The organism is Methylomonas sp. MK1 (assembly GCF_000365425.1).
In the GTDB taxonomy this organism is placed as follows: Bacteria; Pseudomonadota; Gammaproteobacteria; order Methylococcales; family Methylomonadaceae; genus Methylomonas.
In genome coordinates this window covers 1,030,101-1,049,589 of sequence record NZ_AQOV01000002.1, presented here as the reverse complement: position 1 = coordinate 1,049,589, position 19,489 = coordinate 1,030,101, and the positions used below count along the sequence as shown (strand labels likewise).

General features: G+C 50.5%; 17 protein-coding genes. 7 read left to right on the top strand and 10 right to left on the bottom strand.

What is annotated here, in order from left to right; translation table 11 throughout:
• Positions 1-51: 51 nt before the first annotated feature.
• Positions 52-1,629, bottom strand: coding sequence for an ArnT family glycosyltransferase (locus tag G006_RS0121610; RefSeq protein WP_020485308.1), 1,578 nt, complete (start codon positions 1,627-1,629; stop codon positions 52-54).
• Positions 1,630-1,833: 204 nt separating this feature from the next.
• Positions 1,834-2,871, bottom strand: coding sequence for a dihydroorotase (gene pyrC / locus G006_RS0121600; protein ID WP_020485306.1), 1,038 nt, complete (start codon positions 2,869-2,871; stop codon positions 1,834-1,836).
• Between the two features lie 113 nt (positions 2,872-2,984).
• On the opposite strand from pyrC, the gene G006_RS0121595 reads away from it, so the two are divergent.
• Together G006_RS0121595 and aspS are read left to right on the top strand one after the other, a co-directional pair.
• Positions 2,985-3,248 (top strand): FmdB family zinc ribbon protein, encoded by a 264-nt coding sequence (locus G006_RS0121595; RefSeq protein WP_020485305.1) that lies wholly within the window; start codon positions 2,985-2,987, stop codon positions 3,246-3,248.
• Positions 3,249-3,338: 90 nt separating this feature from the next.
• Positions 3,339-5,129 carry an aspartate--tRNA ligase gene (aspS, locus tag G006_RS0121590; protein WP_026147216.1) on the top strand — a complete coding sequence of 597 codons (1,791 nt, stop codon included), beginning with the start codon at positions 3,339-3,341 and terminating at the stop codon, positions 5,127-5,129.
• 613 nt (positions 5,130-5,742) lie between these two features.
• Here the strand turns inward: aspS and epmA are convergent.
• Positions 5,743-6,720, bottom strand: coding sequence for an EF-P lysine aminoacylase EpmA (epmA, locus tag G006_RS0121580; RefSeq protein WP_020485303.1), 978 nt, complete (start codon positions 6,718-6,720; stop codon positions 5,743-5,745).
• Entirely contained in the window at positions 6,717-7,286 is a 570-nt protein-coding gene (efp, locus tag G006_RS0121575) for an elongation factor P (RefSeq protein ID WP_020485302.1), read from the bottom strand. Before efp ends, epmA begins: the two co-directional genes overlap by 4 nt.
• 73 nt (positions 7,287-7,359) lie before the next feature.
• Here efp and epmB point away from each other — a divergent pair, with 73 nt between their 5' ends.
• From epmB to G006_RS0121550, 5 genes are all read left to right on the top strand, one after another.
• Positions 7,360-8,346 (top strand): EF-P beta-lysylation protein EpmB, encoded by a 987-nt coding sequence (gene epmB, locus G006_RS0121570; protein WP_020485301.1) that lies wholly within the window; start codon positions 7,360-7,362, stop codon positions 8,344-8,346.
• 99 nt (positions 8,347-8,445) lie between these two features.
• Complete coding sequence (locus G006_RS0121565) at positions 8,446-12,444, top strand: PAS domain-containing protein (protein ID WP_020485300.1); 3,999 nt, start codon at positions 8,446-8,448, stop codon at positions 12,442-12,444.
• A gap of 4 nt (positions 12,445-12,448) precedes the next feature.
• Positions 12,449-13,372, top strand: coding sequence for a diguanylate cyclase domain-containing protein (locus G006_RS0121560; RefSeq protein WP_020485299.1), 924 nt, complete (start codon positions 12,449-12,451; stop codon positions 13,370-13,372).
• Between the two features lie 89 nt (positions 13,373-13,461).
• Positions 13,462-14,187, top strand: a complete 726-nt coding sequence (locus G006_RS0121555) for a sulfite exporter TauE/SafE family protein (protein ID WP_020485298.1) — start codon at positions 13,462-13,464, stop codon at positions 14,185-14,187.
• An 11-nt stretch (positions 14,188-14,198) separates the two neighbouring features.
• Complete coding sequence (locus tag G006_RS0121550) at positions 14,199-15,152, top strand: sigma-54 interaction domain-containing protein (RefSeq protein ID WP_020485297.1); 954 nt, start codon at positions 14,199-14,201, stop codon at positions 15,150-15,152.
• 54 nt (positions 15,153-15,206) lie between these two features.
• On the opposite strand, the gene G006_RS0121545 is transcribed toward G006_RS0121550, so the two are convergent.
• The 6 genes from G006_RS0121545 to G006_RS0121520 form a co-directional block, all read right to left on the bottom strand.
• Positions 15,207-15,950, bottom strand: a complete 744-nt coding sequence (locus G006_RS0121545) for a PP2C family protein-serine/threonine phosphatase (RefSeq protein WP_020485296.1) — start codon at positions 15,948-15,950, stop codon at positions 15,207-15,209.
• 4 nt (positions 15,951-15,954) lie between these two features.
• The gene (gene pdxJ / locus G006_RS0121540) at positions 15,955-16,698 is read right to left on the bottom strand and encodes a pyridoxine 5'-phosphate synthase (protein WP_020485295.1); all 744 of its coding nucleotides are present in this window, start codon (positions 16,696-16,698) and stop codon (positions 15,955-15,957) included.
• A gap of 73 nt (positions 16,699-16,771) precedes the next feature.
• Positions 16,772-17,473 carry a DNA repair protein RecO gene (gene recO / locus G006_RS0121535; protein ID WP_020485294.1) on the bottom strand — a complete coding sequence of 234 codons (702 nt, stop codon included), beginning with the start codon at positions 17,471-17,473 and terminating at the stop codon, positions 16,772-16,774.
• On the bottom strand, positions 17,473-18,363 hold the full coding sequence (gene era / locus G006_RS0121530) for a GTPase Era (protein WP_020485293.1): 891 nt from the start codon (positions 18,361-18,363) through the stop codon (positions 17,473-17,475). Before era ends, recO begins: the two co-directional genes overlap by 1 nt.
• The gene (gene rnc, locus G006_RS0121525) at positions 18,360-19,043 is read right to left on the bottom strand and encodes a ribonuclease III (RefSeq protein ID WP_020485292.1); all 684 of its coding nucleotides are present in this window, start codon (positions 19,041-19,043) and stop codon (positions 18,360-18,362) included. Before rnc ends, era begins: the two co-directional genes overlap by 4 nt.
• Positions 19,040-19,417 carry a DUF4845 domain-containing protein gene (locus G006_RS0121520; RefSeq protein WP_020485291.1) on the bottom strand — a complete coding sequence of 126 codons (378 nt, stop codon included), beginning with the start codon at positions 19,415-19,417 and terminating at the stop codon, positions 19,040-19,042. The genes rnc and G006_RS0121520 overlap by 4 nt, the downstream gene beginning before the upstream one ends.
• Between the last annotated feature and the right edge of the window lie 72 nt (positions 19,418-19,489).

Here is a 19,489-nt window from a genome sequence, read left to right as displayed (position 1 = left end):
TGAATTGTATCAAACGCTTATACACAGATAAGAATTTTGTACAGGTTTGAGTTATAGCGGCTTGACCTCAGCAGCCTGCCCCGCGCGCCGAAATACCAGCCAATATTCCCGATGGGGCTGTAGGTATACGGCGTCGCTAGGCTTGTTTTTTTCCAGGGAAATCAGGTACCCGTCCGCATGCTGAGCCACCCAATCGGCAAGCCGTTCCGCAGGTAAAACCGGCAGTGGCTGGGTTAATCGCCCCAAGAAATTGAATTGACCTTGGTAATTGCCGACATAGACATGAGGAATGTGCTGCTCGGTAAAGCTTTTCACCTGCATTGCCGCGGGCGCCAGGTCGTATGCCGGACCGGCATAGCGGAAGAAAAATATAAATCCGACAAAAATGGCCGCCACCAAGGCCGTCGATATTGCCGCAACCGGCAACTTGCGTTTAATCCAAACCAGCAGCGCCAACATGATGGCAATAGCCAACACACTCAATCCCCATGCTGGCTGCACAGTCTGGACCCAGTTCAGTTTCGACAAGCCCGGCACTTTGGGCAGACAAACTAAAAACATCCCGGTTGCACCGAACAGTAGCGGCAGCAAGCACTCGCCCGCTAATTTCGGCTTGTGGGCATTCACTACCACCCTGGCCACCAACAACGCAAACGCCGGTAACATCGGAATCAAATAATGAATCTGCTTGCTGGGCAACAACGAGAACACTACAAAGGTTGATGCCAGCCAAACCAGACAGAAACGTAGACCGCAATCACTAAAAAATCGGCTACCGCGCAAACTGCCCCAGAAACGCGGCCAAAACAACCACGGAAACAAAAACATCGGCAAAAACGGCAGATACCAGAACACTGAGCGGGTATGGATTTTAGTGCTTACTGCGCGATCAGCGGTCTGATGCCAAAGTATCGCGTTGGCGTATTCCTCGCCACCGGCCATGGCGGCCGGAATCGCCCAGGCTAGCGCTATCGCAGCTCCGATCAAGGCGGCTATCAACAAGCCACCAAACCAGCGGCTGAAAACAATCGGACGCGGCGCCCAAACAACGACCAAAACTACGGTAGGAATTAGATGCAAAAAAACCACAGGCCCTTTGCTTAGAATTCCCAAACCCAACGCTGCCGCAACCAATATCCAACCCTTGCGCTCCTCACCTTGTACAACTTCCAGAACACCGAGCATGCCTAACAACACCCAGCTGGTCAGCAGAACATCGAACATGATCGACGCGGCAAACAAAGTCCATAACAAGGTTGCAATCAATATCCACGGCGCCAACAATGCGGCTACCGCTTGCTCCGGCCAAAGCTTTTCCGCTAATTTTCGCGTCAGCAACAGATTTGCTAAAGCTGCCAGAGGTCCTACCAAACTCGGCCACCATGCGTTAACGCCGAACACGCCCCAACCAGCTTGAATCAACCAGAATAGTAAGGGCGGCTTATGACTATAGGTCTGGCCGTTTAGATACGGCACCAAAAAATCGCCGCGCAGCCACATTTCCCAGGCCACGCTGAGATAGCGCGTTTCGTCGATGGGTATGGGCGAACGAAAATAAACGCTTGCGGTCAACAGCAGCCAAAGCGGCAGGATGCCCCAGCGGTAAATCAGTTTATCGGGTATGGTCATTTTTCGAGAAAATATCGATTCTGAGCACTGGACATCCAAGCGACCAGAATCACGCCAGCGTTATGACAAAATATTAAGCCAATTTCATGCCAACAATATCAAAGTCGGCAAAGCCCGACACATCTAAAGTCGACATAAAAAGGTGACAGGGCCGGTTGAAACAAACCGCTAATCAGGTTGAATTGCCCCACTTATCATAAGGAATCAGGCGACGACTAAGCGCCATGACAAACTTTCACCAGCCCGTAATGGTGTAATAGTGCCATTCGGATTGGCATAGGCTTCCGGCACGATCCAGGCTTGTTTTTCTAAAGTAACGCTCGCGGAGTTGCGCGGCAACCCATAAAAATCGGCGCCGTAAAAACTGGCAAATCCTTCTAGCTTGTCCAAAGCGCCAACCTGTTCGAAGGCTTCAGCATACAATTCCAACGCCGCATGCGCGCTGTAACAACCGGCGCAACCGCAGCTATTTTCTTTCAACCCGGTCAAATGCGGCGCGCTGTCGGTGCCAAGGAAAAATTTGGCATTACCGCTGGTAGCCGCTTTTATTAAGGCTTGGCGATGATGCTCGCGCTTTAAAATGGGCAAACAATAGAAATGCGGACGAATACCGCCGGCCAAAATCGCGTTACGGTTGTAGAGCAGATGTTGCGGGGTAATAGTCGCGGCGACATTCGCGCCTGAGGCTTGGACAAACTCTACCGCTTCCTGGGTCGTCAGGTGTTCGACAACAATGCGTAGCGCCGGGAATTGCCGGGTAAGCTTGCTTAATTTACTATCGATAAAGATTTTTTCCCGGTCGAAAATATCGTATTCAGCATCGGTGACTTCACCGTGGATCAATAGCGGCACGCCGTATTTCTCCATCGCCGCGAATAAAGGATAAGCCGCTTCGATGTCTGCCACGCCGGCATCGGAATTGGTGGTCGCACCGGCCGGATACAATTTAAAGGCGAACACATGCTCGGCATCGGCCACTTTTTTGATTTCCTCCACCGACGTACTTGCCGTGAGATACAGGGTCATCAAGGGCTGAAATGTCGATCCTGGCGGTAAAGCTGCCAAAATTTCCTGCCTGTAAAGCAAAGCCTGAGCGACCGTTGTGACTGGAGGTTTCAGATTCGGCATGATAATAGCGCGACCGAACTGCCTAACAGTATGACCGATCACCGTTTTTAAAATACTGCCGGTTCTAACGTGCAAATGCCAATCGTCGGGTTGGCGGATGGTCAATTTATCCATAATCTCCGGGCGTTTTCATTTAAAATAGCCAGTTATTCTAACATTAAGGGCCTTGAAAAATTAAAACCCCGCCCTTAGTAAGCCGATTTAAACACTTTCAACTGGAGAAGCAGATGCCTATTTACGAATACCAATGCAATGCTTGCGGACATGAACACGAAGCCCTGCAAAAACTGGGTGCAGAGCCCTTAATCGTTTGCCCGGCCTGCAATGAAGCGGAATTAAAAAAGAAAATTTCCGCAGCGGGATTTCGTTTGAAAGGCGGCGGCTGGTACGAAACCGATTTTAAAAGCGGCAACAAGAAAAACGTCGCCGGCGAAAACAAAGCCCCGGAAAAAGCCAGCAGTTGCAGCGGCTGCCCCAACCATAACCATTAGGAATCTCATGGTAACTGCCAGTTTTCCGAAACGACTGGCACTTCCTAATTTTTACCTATACCCCGTATTTTGATTAACCTGAGAACAACTATGCGTAGCCACAAGTGTGGAGAATTGAACACCCAACATTTAGGTCAAACCGTTGCCCTGTGCGGCTGGGTCCATCGTCGCCGCGACCACGGCGGCGTTATTTTTATCGACTTGAGAGACCGCGCCGGCCTGGTGCAAGTGGTGTTCGATCCCGATATGGCCGAAAGCTTTGCGATTGCCGAACACGTGCGCAGTGAATATGTACTGCGTATCGAAGGCATCGTCCGCGACCGCCCTGAAGGCACGCATAACCCGAATATGTCCACCGGCCAAATCGAAGTTCTGGGCAAACATATCGAAGTATTGAACGAGTCGGAAACCCCGCCGTTCCCGTTGGAGAGCGATATCGAAGTCAACGAAGAGACCCGCCTGCGTTTCCGTTACATCGATCTGCGCCGCACCGCGATGCAGCAAAAAATGAAAGTGCGCCGCGATGTGACCCGTAACCTGCGCCAATATCTGGACGATCACGAATTTTTCGAAATCGAAACGCCCTACCTGACCAAGGCTACGCCGGAAGGCGCGCGCGATTACATCGTCCCAAGCAGGACCCACCAGAACTCATTCTTCGCCTTGCCGCAATCGCCTCAACTTTACAAACAATTGCTGATGATTGCCGGCATGGACCGTTACTACCAGGTAGTACGTTGCTTCCGCGACGAAGATTTGCGCGCTGATCGCCAGCCGGAATTTACCCAGCTGGATATCGAAACTTCGTTCATGAATGAACAAGAGATCATGGCGGTGATGGAAGAAATGATTCGTCGCTTGTTTAAAGAGATTATCGATGTCGACTTGGGGGAGCAATTCCCAGTAATTAGCTACGCAGAAGCCATGCGTCGTTACGGTTCTGACCGTCCGGACCTGCGTATCCCGCTGGAACTGGTGGATATCGCCGCGGAAATGAAAGGTGTCGATTTCAAAGTCTTCTCCGGCCCCGCCAACGATCCAAACGGCCGCGTCGTGGCAATGAAATTGCCTGAAGGCGGCGACTTGAGCCGTAGCGTGATCGACGAACTCACCAAGTTCGTCGGCATTTACGGTGCTAAAGGCTTGGCTTATATCAAAGTCAACGACTTGGCTGCCGGCGTCGAAGGCTTGCAATCGCCTATCGTCAAATTCGCTTCGGCTGAGGTCTGGGCCAAGGTAATGGAAAAAGTCGGTGCGCAGAACGGCGACTTGATTTTCTTCGGTGCCGACAAAACCGGCATAGTCAACGAAGCGATGGGCGCCTTGCGGGTTAAATTGGGCTTGGACCGCAACCTGTTGACCGGACCGTGGAAACCCTTGTGGGTCGTGGATTTCCCAATGTTTGCCTGGGACGAAAAAGCCCAACGCTTTACAGCCATCCATCATCCGTTCACCGCGCCTAGCTGCTCGGTGGAAGATTTGGTCGCTAATCCCGGCACCGCCTTGTCACGCGCTTACGATTTGGTGCTGAACGGCACCGAAGTCGGCGGCGGCTCGATCCGGATCAACCGCACCGCGATGCAGCAAACCGTATTCGACATTCTGGGTATTGGCCACGAAGAAGCCCGCGAAAAATTCGGCTTCCTTTTGGATGCCTTGAAATACGGTGCACCGCCCCACGGCGGCATCGCCTTTGGTTTGGACCGCTTGGTCATGTTGATGACCGGAGCCAGCTCGATCCGCGATGTGATCGCGTTCCCGAAAACCCAAACTGCCGCTTGCCCGTTATTCAATGCGCCGGCATTGGTCAGCGAAGAACAATTGAAAGAATTGGGCATCAGGTTGCGTAACCCTGCCGGCAAAACCGAAAAGCAGGATTAAGGTAAATATGAGGGCGGGCTAACTTGTCCGCCCTTTGTTCTTGTTAAGCTTGCCACCTGCGATACCCTGCCAAGCAGTGAACCAAGGTATTGATATACGTCAAAAAAGCCCACCAAATACTCGTTGACTTTTTTTGCCAAATTGATAAGTTAATCACGTTATTTTTATTAAATAACAGATCCCGGTTGCGGATCTTCGCATGGCATAAGGATTACCGCCCAACACTCCGAATGAGGAGGGGGATGCTATGAATAAAATAACTCCACATCTACTTCGCGATTTGAACACCACTCTTCCTGAGGGGACAGAGTGCTATCTGTGCGGCGCAGTCAGAAGAGCGCTACACAATTACCGCAAGGGTCGCGAACCCGTGACCTATCTAGACAAAGATCACGCTCTACCGGTCCTGGCGCATCGCCTTGGCCGCGGCCTTAGACGTTTTTTCGTAGACGACATACAAACAGCGCTAGATGCCGCAGACCACCCGGACCAGCAAAAAAGTTCGCTCAGCTGGCCCTACTAGGCAAATCGATTAATCGTTTTTAGGGAAACCTACCGACTACATCCCCCTTCGGCGAAGGGGGAGTTTTTTCGGACTTTTCATTATTGAGCCTCAAACGCGGACAGGAAAAGCCAGCACATCACTAATGGACGCACAGCCCAGAGCAATCATCAGCAGCCGGTCCAAACCAATCGCCACCCCGCTGCAATCCGGCAAACCGCATTTCAAGGCCTGCAAAAATGCGGCGTCCTTAGCAACCGCCGGCAAACCATGACTCAGCCTATAGGCAATTTCCTTATCAAAACGCGCCTCCTGCTCAAGTGGATCAGCAAGTTCATAAAAACCATTGCCCAACTCCACGCCATTGATAAACACTTCAAAACGCTCACTGATCCGCGAATCATCGACATTCAAGCGCGCCAGCGAAGACTGTATCGCCGGATAGCCATGCAGCAAATAAATCGTATCGTTATCCATCATCTGCTGGACGCGATGGCTAAAAATGAAATCCAGCCACAAGGCATGATCGTTACCGCACAGCTCGCTAGCCTCCGGAAGCGCATTCTCAGCCGCATAAGCCTGATAATCGCTGAGGCAAAAAATCAAGGGATCCAAACCGGTGGAATCCAGAAATAGCTGTTGGTAGCTGATTTGCTTGGTTGGCAATTCGGCACGAAAAGGCTGCAATAGCTGCTGCAACAATTCGGCGACTTCCGCCATCAACTGCCGCAAATCGTAGCCAACCCGATACCATTCCAAAATCGTGAATTCCGGATTGTGATAGCGCCCGGCTTCGCCATTCCTAAACGCCTTGCAGATCTGATAAATACTGCCGCTGCCGGCGGCCAACAGCCGTTTCATCGCGAACTCAGGCGATGTTTGCAAAAACAGGGTGGGTCTGTTCGGGGGGAAATTAAATTGACTACTGAAAAAATCCAGCTGCGGATCGGTACCGGTGGCCGGGCACAATAGCGGCGTTTCGACTTCCAGCACATCCCGTGCCTCGAAAAAACGCCGTATCGCCGCCAGCATTTGCGCGCGAGTGCGCAAATGCTCAATTGGGCAGCTAGGCTGCCAGAGAACCGTCACTCTTTAACGCGGGACACGTATTCGCCGGTTCGGGTATCGACTTTAATCACTTCGCCGATCTGTACAAACAACGGTACTCGCACCACCGCGCCGGATTCCAGCGTGGCCGGTTTACCGCCACCACCAGAGGTATCGCCTTTCAAACCGGGGTCGGTTTCGGTGATAGTCAATTCCACAAAGTTGGGTGGTGTGACAGACAATGGCGAGTCGTTCCATAGGGTCATCGTGCAAACATCTTGTTCTTTCAGCCATTTTATAGCGTCGGACACCGCATTTTTATCGGCTTGGTACTGTTCAAACGTATCGGGCACCATGAAATGCCAGAATTCGCCATCGCTATACAAATATTGCATTTCCTTATCAACGACATCCGCACCTTCCACGGTATCACCGGATTTGAAGGTACGCTCAATGACCCGGCCGGTTTTCAGATTTCTGATCCTGACCCGATTGAACGCCTGCCCCTTACCCGGCTTAACAAACTCGTTTTCGATAATCGAACAAGGGTCGTTGTCCAACATGATTTTCAAACCGCCCTTGAACTCGTTGGTGCTAAAAGTCGCCATTTTTTCCTCGTGAAACAAATAATAGTCGGACGATTATAATGGATAAGATTTTTAATCGGAAACCGGAGCAGCATTGAACACCCAAACCGCCGGCTGGCAACAGGCGCTTGCCGATGCATTTACCAGCGTCGAAGCCCTTTGTGACTATCTGCATATTCCAACAGACAGCGTGGCATTGCTACCGGATTTCAAAGCCTTTCCGCTGCGGGTACCGCGCGGTTTTGCCGACTGCATGCGCCCCGGCGATCCGAATGATCCCTTGCTGAGACAAGTACTGCCGACTCAGAACGAACTGATCGACTATCCGGGCTACAACCATGACCCGGTGGGCGACCTGGGCGCAGTCGCCGAAGCCGGCATTATTCATAAGTATCATGGCCGAGTATTGTTGATTAGCACCGGCGCTTGCGCAGTGCACTGCCGGTATTGTTTTCGGCGCAATTTCCCTTATGCGGAGTTGCAGCTGTCGACGCAAAAAGTCCAACAAGCACTTAGCTACATCATCAGCCACCCGGAAATCAGCGAAGTGATCCTCAGCGGCGGCGACCCCTTGTTGCTAAATGACGAAAAACTAGGCCAACTGCTTGATCGGCTGGGGGAGATCGAACATGTCAAACGTATTCGTATTCATAGCCGGGTGCCCATCGTGTTGCCAATGCGCATCACCCGGCAACTGCTGAACTCCTTCTCCAGTCTGTCGCAACAAATTGTGATGGTATTTCACGCCAATCATGCGAATGAGCTGAGTCCTGCCGTTGGTGCGATTTGTGGTGATTTACGCCACCGCGGCGTTACCTTGTTAAACCAAAGCGTGCTATTGAAAGGAATTAACGATACGGGCACGACGCTCTGTACATTGAGTGAAAAACTGTTTGAATTGGGCATTCTGCCTTACTACCTGCATTTGCTGGACCACGCCAGCGGCACCGGCCATTTTGAAGTATCCGAAACCGCTGCCAAGGATCTACTTGAGCATATGCAAAGCCATCTCCCCGGCTATCTGGTGCCCAAACTCGTTAAAGAACAGGCGGGAGCAGCGTATAAAATCCCAATTTGCTGAGCACCGGACAGTTTTCCGGCGACATGGATTCACATTTACCGATACCCGGTCTAAGATTTTTCCCGTCCCTCCCGGCAAGATTCCCGACATCAGCAAAATATGACAGATAAACTCGCAAACACTGACAATCAGATACGCCGGTTCGTGCTGGTCGCAGTGTGTTTACTGTTGATATGCGACATGACCGTAGTGCTCTATCAGAGCATAAACGGCACCAGGGAACTGACCGAAATACTGATAATTTTGCTGCCGGGATTAGCTGTCTTGCTGATTTTTAGCGAACTGTTGTCAAATCGGCAACATCTGCCATCCGGACTGGCGCCCATCGGCGACTTTTACGACCATCTCACCCAATCCGCCATCGTGGTCGATAATCGGGGCATTATTCGCAGTGCCAACAAAGCCGCGGCTTTGTCGGTGGGCAAGTCCCCGGCGGAATTAGCGGGACAAGCCATACACGCCTGGTTTCACCCGACCAACCATGCCGAATTAGAATGTCCCTTATGCCAACATATCAAGGCCGGCAAGGCCATGCCGGCCAGCGACTTTGCCTTTCCAAATCAAACATGGCAGCAAATCTCGCTTGCCCGTCTGTCCACGCATAACAACAGCGAATTAATCCAGTTCCATATCGACATCACACCTCGAAAGCAAATTGAAGAACAATTGGCCCTGGTCATAGACGGCGCCCAGTTGGGCTATTGGGATTGGAATTATCTAAGCGGCAAACATTCCGTGAATCAACGCTGGCTGGACATGTTGGGCCTCAGCCATGACGAACTGGATAACTATGTCAGCGATTGGGACAAACGCCTGCATCCGGATGACAGACAGCGCGTGAAAGAGGTGGTTGCCAAGCACATAGAGTCCGGCCGCCCCTATGTAGTGGAATTTCGCATGCGCCATAAACTCGGCCATTGGGTATGGATACAAGGTTCCGGCGCCGTTGTAGCGTACGACCCGGTCAGCGGCGGTCCAAGCCGGTTATGCGGCACGCACCAAGACATCAGCGTGCGCAAACAATCGGAGCATAATCTGCAACGCGCCTATCAAATTATCAGCCAGAGCGCGGCAGTGGTATTGAAATGGAATAATTCCGAAGGATTACCGATAGAGTTCGCCACTGAGAACGCCCGCCAGCTGTTCGGCTACAGCGTCGAACAATTGATTACCGGCAATCTGTTTTATCTCAACCTGATCCATGCCGATGATGTTGGGGTTTTCCTTCGCGAAATCGCCACCTGCCGCAACGATCCGGACTGTTCCGAAATAGCGCATCAACCCTATCGCATCGTCGCCCAAAACGGCGGCATAAAATGGGTGCAAGACCGCAAGATGGTGGTGCGCAACGAGCAAGGCAAGATTATCGATTATCAGGGCCTGGTTACCGACATTACTCAACAGCGCCAGCAAACCAGCGTGATTAGGAATATCGTATCCAGCAATCTGCCGCAAAATGCGACATCCCTACTGGATAATCTGACGCTATTGACCGTGGAAACCCTGGGAGCCGACTTTGCATTAATTGCCGAGACAACGGGCGATGGACGTGCCCGCAGCCTATCGCTTTGCGCAAAAGGCAAAATTGTCGGTAATCGCGAATTCAGCCTAGATAACTCACCTTGCCGCGAGGTTGCCGCCGGGGCTATTTGTTGCGTCGAACATAATGTAGCGGAACGATTCCCCGACGCCGATTGGCTGCGACACCAACAAATCCAAGGTTATCTAGGCATTCCATTGCACGACAAACAACAAAATAGTTTCGGATTTATCTCGGTATCCTACTGTCGGCCCATTCCCGATACTAATTTTGCCACAGACACCCTGAAATTATTCGCGTTGCAAATTACCGCCGAGCTGGAACGCAGCCGCGCCCTCAATGCGTTGCAAGACCAAAAACAACGCTTACTGGATGCGCAAAGCATTTCCCATATCGGCGATTGGCATTGGCATTTGCCGGACAATCACTTTAGCTGGTCGGACGAAATGTATCGGATCACCGCAACCAGTAAAGCTGTTTTTACCCCCAACTTCTCCAGCATTTTAAGCACGCTGGTTCACCCGGACGACCAAAGCTTTTTCAAAACGTCGATGCAAAACGCGATCAATAGCGGCCGTCTCGATTTCAGACATCGGATAGTGCTCGGTAACGACCAAATTCGTCATGTCCACCAACGCGGACAAGTTATTCGCGACGTTAATGACAAACCCACTGGCATTCAAGGCACCATGCAAGACATCACCGACCGCCTGCAAACCGAGCAACGGCTGTTGGAAGCCAAGCAGCAGGCGGAACAGGCAACACGGGTAAAATCCGAATTTCTCGCCAATATGAGCCACGAAATCCGCACCCCGATGAATGCGATTATCGGCCTGGTTGAATTATGTCTGAACAGCAATATCTCCGCCAAACAGCGCGACTACCTGGAAAGAGTGGAAACCGCCTCGCGCTCGTTGATGACCATCATTGACGATATTTTGGACTTTTCCAAAATGGAAGCCGGAAAAATGCAACTGGAATCCGTACCTTTTCTATTAGAAGAAATGCTGGATAAGGTGTTCTCCACGATGTCCGAACTCTGCGCCAGCAAAGGCATAGCCTTGATTCGCCCACCTAAGAGTCTGACTTTTCTCCCGGTGATCGGCGACCCACAACGGCTAAGGCAAATTTTTATCAATTTGATCGGGAACGCGATCAAATTTACTGAGCATGGCGAGGTAAGAGTCACGCTCACCGAGCTTAGACGCTCCGCGCAACAGACTTGTTTGCAGTTTAGTATCAGCGACACCGGCATCGGCATGAATGCAGAAAAACAGGCCAAGCTATTCCAGGCGTTCAGCCAAGGCGATAGTAGTGTCACGCGTCATTACGGCGGCACGGGCTTGGGGCTGATCATTTCCAAACAATTGGTCGAACAAATGGGCGGAACGATAAGCGTCTCCAGCCAAGAAAACCTTGGATCGACATTTACCTTCAGCGTCAAACTCGGCATCACCAGCCTTGCTTCGATACGCAACGCGCAATACCAACAAAAGCTCCCCCTCGATAGCGGGAAATTGCAGCATATCAGCGGCGCACGAGTATTGCTGGTTGAAGACAACGAAGTGAATCGAATTGTGGCGATTGAGCTGCTGGAACAAGCACATTTGCAAGTCGACGTGGCCGAAAACGGCGAAATCGCCTTGGGAAAACTGCAACAAACCACTTACGACTGCGTGTTAATGGATGTGCAAATGCCGGTGATGGACGGCTATCAAACCACCAAACATATACGAGCAATACCCGGCTGCCAAACCTTGCCGGTCATAGCGATGACCGCCAACGCGATGAGCAATGATCGCAACAGATGCTTTCAAGCCGATATGGACGATTTCATCAGCAAACCGATATTACCGGAAACGCTTTACGCCACGCTGGCGAAATGGATTAAACCGCGAGCTGACGGAATGCCCCAGACCGATCCGAACAGCGAACAGATGTCAAGCAATCCGCTTCCTTATCTGTATGGCATAGACACCTCCGCCGGCTTACAACATACGGCCGGCAACCTGACCGTTTATCGAAAAGTTTTACTAAAATTTGCTGAAAATCATGCGGATACCATGAACGAAATCGACCAAGCCTTCACACACAACCAGTACGACAAGGCCTATCAATTAGTCCATACTTTGAAGGGTTTGGTCGGCTCGCTCGGCGCGCTACAATTGCAAAGCCACTTAGTGCGGCTGGAAGAATCGCTAATCGATTTCCGTGCCAATATTGCCGATGTGCCACATATCGACAGTAATATTGTCGCCACAACACTGGAGATGACCAAGGTTATCAGTAGTATCAACAGTAATTTGGCCAACAGCGAGAGCCACGGCGACGGTGAACCGCGCTACTCCACGCTGGAAACTCGGCAGCAGCTGGCCATATTGATTGATAAACTACAAACCTTCGATTCCGACTCGGACCAGCAACTTGAACGGATTATGCGCCATATCGACGATAAAGCTCTGCTGCAAATCTTATTGCCCATCAAAAAACAAATTGCCAATTACCAGTTTGTAGATGCTGCGCAAGCTCTCAACCACATACTGGAACATCGGATATAGGAAAATGGAAAGTAGAAACACGCATACCATTCTGGCCGTGGATGATAGCCCGGAAAATCTGGATCTTATCAAGAATATTCTCGAACCCCATTACACGGTAAAAGTAGCCGTGCACAGCGAACTGGCTTTACATATCGCTACCAGCCAACTTCCTGACCTGATCCTACTGGACATCATGCTGGACGACATGGATGGTTATGAAATATGCCATCAGCTCAAGTCATCGGATAAAACCCGCAATATTCCGATTATTTTTCTGACCGCCAAACATTCGGAAGAAGATGAGGTGCACGGCTTTCGAATCGGCGGTAGCGACTACATCACCAAACCGTTTTCGCCATCGATTGTTTTAGCAAGAGTACGCACTCAAATTCAGCTAAAAACCAAATCCGATTTGTTGGAAAAGCTGGCGTCGCTGGACGGACTGACGGAGATACCCAACCGCAGAGCGTTTGACGCCGCGCTGGAACGCCAATGGAATCAATCCAAACGCACCGGCATGCCGCTCTCCTTGTTAATTGCCGATATTGACAATTTCAAACAATTTAACGACTACTTTGGTCACCCTATGGGCGACGAGTGCCTGAAACGGGTGGCGCGCGCCTTACAAACAATTACCCACAGACCCGAAGACTTGGTAGCAAGATTGGGCGGTGAAGAGTTCGCCATCCTGCTTCCCAACACCGACAGTATAGGTGCCCTGATGCGTGCCGAGCAGTACCGCGAAGCCATAGAGAATCTGAAAATACGGCACACACAGAGCAACCCCAACAATTTCGTGACCATATCCATCGGCGTTGCGACCTTGCAGGCCCACACGTTCGACGACGTTGCCAGTTTACTGAAAGCGGCGGACGACGCGTTGTATCAGGCCAAGCATCAAGGGCGGAATCGCATCTGTGCGAATAACTTGTCCAACGGCAGTTAGTTTAAATATCTGCGCGTCGTTACCGTGTCGGAAAGCGTCTATAATCCTCGCTAATTCACTCGATACCTTATTACCCCGGCTTTTTGTTTATGCATCTTTACCTCGACTTTAATGCTTCCTATCTTGCCGCGTTTGTAATGGGTTTATTCAGCAGCCTGCATTGCATAGGCATGTGCGGCTCCATTATCGGCACCCTAACTTACAGCCTGAAACCCGAACTTCGCAACGATAAACGCCGTCTGTTCGGCATCGTACTGAATTACAACATCGGCCGGGTTCTCAGCTACGCGATGGCCGGCGCCTTGGTTGGCGTCCTGGAGGCCTTCTTGACTTTACCTTTTGCTCAAGGTCAGGCGCACAGGTTTTTGCAACTGCTCTCGGCCGTGGTGATGGCAGGCGCCGGACTTTACCTCGGCGGCTGGTTTCCTTACTTTGCCTACATAGAAAAAATGGGCGCACGCTTCTGGAAGCTGATCGAACCATTCGGCCGCCGCTTGATTCCGGTACAAAATCGCACCCAAGCTTTGTTGTTTGGTATGGTGTGGGGCTGGCTACCGTGCGGCCTCATTTATACGGCATTGGCACTAGCAGTTACCACGGGGAGCATTACCCACAGCGCGCTCACGATGTTGGCATTTGGATTGGGCACTTTACCTGCCGTGATGGGTGTCGGTATAATGACCTCATTACTGGCGAGGCTTTCAAAAATCCGGCACTTTAAACACGCGGTTGCAGCCTTGTTTATTATCTTTGCGTTATTGGCGGCCTTCCCATGGCTCTATCCGATGCGCGTTGAACACATCATGACGTTTTGAGAGGTTTTACAGTGGATAACTTCGATCCTATTATTGGACAATCTCCCGCAATCGAAGCATTGATTCGCAGCGCTCGCATCGTTGCGGCGACCGACGTTACCGTGTTGATCAAAGGCGAAACCGGCACGGGAAAAGAAGTACTGGCAACGGCCATTCAAAAGGATAGCCCGCGCGCAAATAAACCTTTCATTGCCTTAAATTGCGCGGCACTCCCTGAAGGTCTGGTTGAATCAGAAATATTCGGCCATAAGAAAGGCGCTTTTACCGGGGCGGTATCGGACAAGCAAGGACTGTTTCAGGCAGCCGATGGCGGCACTTTGTTTCTGGACGAAATCAATTCTTTACCCTTGGGAATCCAGGCAAAACTTTTGCGCTTTCTGGAGTCGGGAGAATGCTTGCCCGTTGGCGGCACCAAGCCGTATATGGTGAATGTGCGCGTGATTGCGGCTTCCAATGCCGACCTCACCAAGTTGATAGAAAACGGTCAGTTTCGTCAGGACTTGTATTTCCGCTTAAATGTAGTGCCTCTGGAATTGCCTGCATTGCATCAGCGCACCGAAGATATCGAAATACTGGCTAAACACTTTTTCACGCACTTTTCAGCCACACATTCCCTGGAACCGCCTACGTTCAGCAGACAAGCCATCAAAACGCTGCGCAGCTACAAATGGCCGGGCAATGTTCGTGAATTGCGCAATCTTTGCGAAAGACTAAGCATTCTGTTGGCGGGCAAAGTAATCGAGCCGGAAAATCTGCCCCACGAGTTCAACCGTAGCGCAATAACAGTCAGCTCAGACTTTACTTTGCCGGAGTTGGGGTTACAACTTGATGCACTGGAAGCAGATATGATTCTGCAAGCTTTGAACAGAACCAAGGGCAATCGCAGCAAATCGGCACGCTTATTGGGTATTTCCAGAGACACCTTGCTTTACCGAATCCAAAAACACGGCTTGGCAACACACTAAGCTATTGGTTTACCGGGGCTGCGTTGGTTCAGCCCCTGCCCTCCTACTAAACAGCTAACGCCGCCTTATCCACTGCACGGTAACATTATCGCTTTTACCTTGGGCGCGTAACACGGCCATCTTTGCCATCTTCTGCAACTCCGGCTTTCCGCTACCCTCTTGCGATAGCGCCAACAACTCCTGCTCCTTTACAAACTCCCAGAAACCGTCGCTACAGAGCAGAAAGGTTTCGCCGCTTTTCATAGGTGGAAAACTGGCAATATCGACCGCAGGCGCACTCAACACATTTATACTTCGCGTCAGCTTATGCTGATCGGGATGAACCCCCATTTCCCATTCGCTTATTTTGCCCTCGTTAAACAGTTGTTGGGGCACAGAATGATCTTTTGTGCGCCATTGTACTTGCTCGGAATTGATACGATAGACTCGCGAGTCTCCGCAATGCGCCACTATCGCTCGTTCCTGGTCCAAATACAGAATTGCGCAGGTGGTGTGGGCATCGCTTGCAAACGGATCGTCGGCAAATAGTTCACTCATATTCCTGACAGCTTCTGCGACCCAAGCAGCCATCACCGTCTCTGCCTTCACTGAGGCTATATGAGCATGATATTTTTCCGCTAGGGTAATCAAGCTACGGCAAAAAAATTGTGAAGCTTTTTCGCCGGAGTAATGCCCACCTAATCCGTCAGCGACGACAAATAGTGCGTAATCAGCGCACACCCGGTGCGCCATGCAATCCTGATTGACCTCGCGATTGCCTATCGAGGTTAATTGATAAAATTCGAGTTCTTTCTGCATTAAATCAACCGAGTAAACGCGACTCCCGCATGACGCGCTTCATATCCCTAACCGCGCTATCCAAGCCGGAAAACAAAGCTTGCGCAATCAAGGAATGACCAATATTTAGCTCGACAATCTGCTCGATTCGGCAAATAGCTTCTACATTGGCGATATTCAAGCCGTGACCGGCATTGACTTGCAATCCTGCTTGGTGCGCATAAGCCGCAGCCGTGCGGATTCGTTGCAACTCTTGCTCTCGCTCTAGTTTGCTTGCAGCGTCGGCATAACGGCCGGTATGTAATTCCACCACCGGCGCGCCAGCCTCAACAGCCGCGTCGATTTGCCGACAATCCGGATCGATAAACAAGGAGACTTCTATATTCGCATCCGCCAATTGTTGGCAGGCAGAACGCATCCTATCCCCGGCACCCGCCACATCCAGACCACCCTCGGTCGTTAACTCCTCTCGGCGCTCCGGTACCAAACAACAAGCTTGCGGTTCAACCTTAACCGCAAATGCCAACATAGCATCGGTCACGGCCATTTCCAGATTCAACCGGGTGTGCAACATATCCTTTAACAAATAAATATCTCTATCCTGAATATGCCGCCTGTCTTCGCGCAAATGCGCGGTAATGCCGTCAGCACCGGCTTGCTCGGCGATCAGCGCAGCCTGCACCGGCTCGGGATAACGGGTACCTCTAGCCTGGCGCAAGGTCGCAACATGGTCGATGTTGACGCCTAATAAGATGATTTGCTTTTCCATTGAATATAAGTCCGCAAGCGGATGAGTAAGATGGATGAAAGACGGTAAACCCGTCCTGAGTTTCGTCTTTTGCCTACAAATACTTAATGATTTTTGCCAGTACATCCCGGCTTTTCAGCTGTCTGCCTTGCAAATGCCCATCCAGCATTTTTCTAAAGAGTAGTTTGGCTTCAAACAAAGCCCGGCCCTCCAGCGAAGCCCTTGCGGCCAATATTGACAAGGTTTCACCACCGATCAAGCCTTCGTTATCCGCGACCATGCCGAAATCCGCTAAAAAATTATAGCGTTGCCCTGTCATTATTGGATTACCGTTAGCTTCGGAGTCCATCGCAACGGCATAGCCAGCCTCTTGCAATAAATCCAGTTCAAAATAACGCAGAGTCTGCTCGATACGCTCACCAAGCAATAAATCACTCAGGCAACGCTCGTAGCAACTGAATATCTCGGGTTGAGGATCGTATTTGTGCACAAATATCTGCACCAGCTCGTTCACATAAAATCCGCAATATAACGCCAAGCGCTCTAAAGGGTAGCAATCGACATATTCAACTTGAGAAAGAATTTTTAATTCGTTTTTATCGACAAAAGACAGCCGCAAGGCACTGAAAGGCAATAACAAGCCGGCTATTTTCGACTTTTCCTTACGCACACCCTTGGCGAGCATGGACATCACGCCAAAATCCCGAGTGAAGACATCTAACAATACGCTGGTTTCCCGGTATGGCCGATGCTGGAGCACAAACGCTGGCTGTAAATAAACCGCCGAACCATTCATTAATTACCAAAATCGCTGAAACCTAGACTCTGTAAGGCACGCTCGTTATCCGACCAGCCCTTTTTCACTTTAACCCACAGTTCCAGGTAGACTTTTTGGCCGATCAATTTTTCGATATCAACCCTCGCCTCGCTACCGACTTTTTTCAGCATTTCGCCTTGCTTCCCAATGACGATGCTTTTTTGGCTATCCCGCTCTACCAAAATCGCTGCGTATATTTTGCAAAGCTCCGGAAACTCCTCGTAACGTTCAATTTCCACGGTCAGCGCGTAAGGTAATTCGTCACCCAAACGGCGGGTCAGTTTTTCGCGAATAATTTCGGCGGCAAAAAAGCGCTCCGGCCTGTCGGTGATTTGATCTTCCGGGTAAATCGGCTCGGCCACGGGCAACAAGGCCATAATGTGCTGTTCCAGTAGCTCAAGATTGGTATTTTTCAGTGCTGAAACCGGCACGATATGCTGAAACGGATATTTTTGCTGGGCCTCGGCGAAAAACTTCAGCACCGCATCCTTATCCTTGATTTTATCGACCTTGTTGATTGCCAAGATAACCGGCAGTCCGGCTCGCTCGAGTTTCTGGAAAATTTTTTCGTCGTACTCGTGCCAATACAAGCCGTCCAGCAGCCAAATCACCACATCGACTCCCAGCAAGGTGCTATCCGCAGTCTTATTCAGATAACGGTTTAATACCTTTTTTTCGTCGCTGTGCATGCCCGGCGTATCCATAAAAATGGCTTGCCCGGCGGCTGTCGTCTTGATACCCAGAATTCGATGCCGGGTGGTTTGCGGTTTTCTTGAGGTGATACTGAGTTTCTGACCCAGCAAGTGATTCATCAACGTCGATTTGCCGACATTGGGCCTACCGATTAACGCAACATATCCGCAGTTCATTTATCCCTGGATTGTAAAAAATTTAACATATTTTCAGCAGCTGCCTGCTCGGCCTTTTTTCGGGAAATACCGACACCGTTACGAGTTTCCGGCGTTAATGCGATAGTGCATTTCACTTCAAAGGTTTGCGCGTGATCCGCGCCGGACATACTGACCAATTCGTAAATCGGCAAGGGTTTGCGGCTGGCTTGCATCAATTCCTGTAAACGGGTTTTCGGGTCTTTGGTCCAATCGTCCACTTTCAGCGCAGCCAGCTTGTCATCGAATAATCGCAATATCCACTGTTGACAGGCCTCAACCCCTTGATCTTTCAGTAAGGCCCCCATGATGGCTTCCAATGCATCCGACAGAATCGAGTCTCTACGAAATCCGCCGCTTTTCAATTCGCCGGAACCGAGGATCAGATAATCACCGATATTGTGCTGTCGAGCCACTTCCGCCAGCGAATTTTGGTTGACCAAACTGGCTCGTAGCCGGCTTAAGGCGCCCTCTCCGGCCTCAGGGAACAGTTCGTATAATTTTTGGGCAATGACGAAGCCCAGCACGGAATCGCCCAAATATTCGAGACGCTCGTTGTTTCTGGCACCCATGCTGCGATGAGTCAAAGCCATCGCAAATAAGCTGGGATCGTTAAAACTTAAACCCAACTTGCCGGCAAGAATTTCCGGTTTTTTAATCACCTGTTGCCAGCTTCGAATCCTTCGTGGAATTCAACCAACACACTCAAATTACCCATGATGGGCTCTACGCGTTCGTAGTCGATATCAACCCGCACATAACCGGGTTGCGCAACAATTTTAATATTGTCATTAGTCACGTGCTCTACATAATTCATATCAAAGCGTTTTTCCAAACTACTTTTTATATCAGACTTGGTTTTAGTCACTATATCGGTGGTATTTTCCACGGCTTTCAAGGCGTTTACCACCCGGCTGTGATTGATGTAAATCGGCGCAATTTTTAGAATCAATAGGGTAAAGAAACCAATTAGCGCCAAGATAAAGGCAATAGACAGAAAGGTTAAACCGCGTTGTTTTTTTAATGATGACGGCATAACACTACCCCCGAGAAAAATTAGAAATAAACCAGCGGCTATCGAGAATCCACCGCAATAAGCATTGTCTTT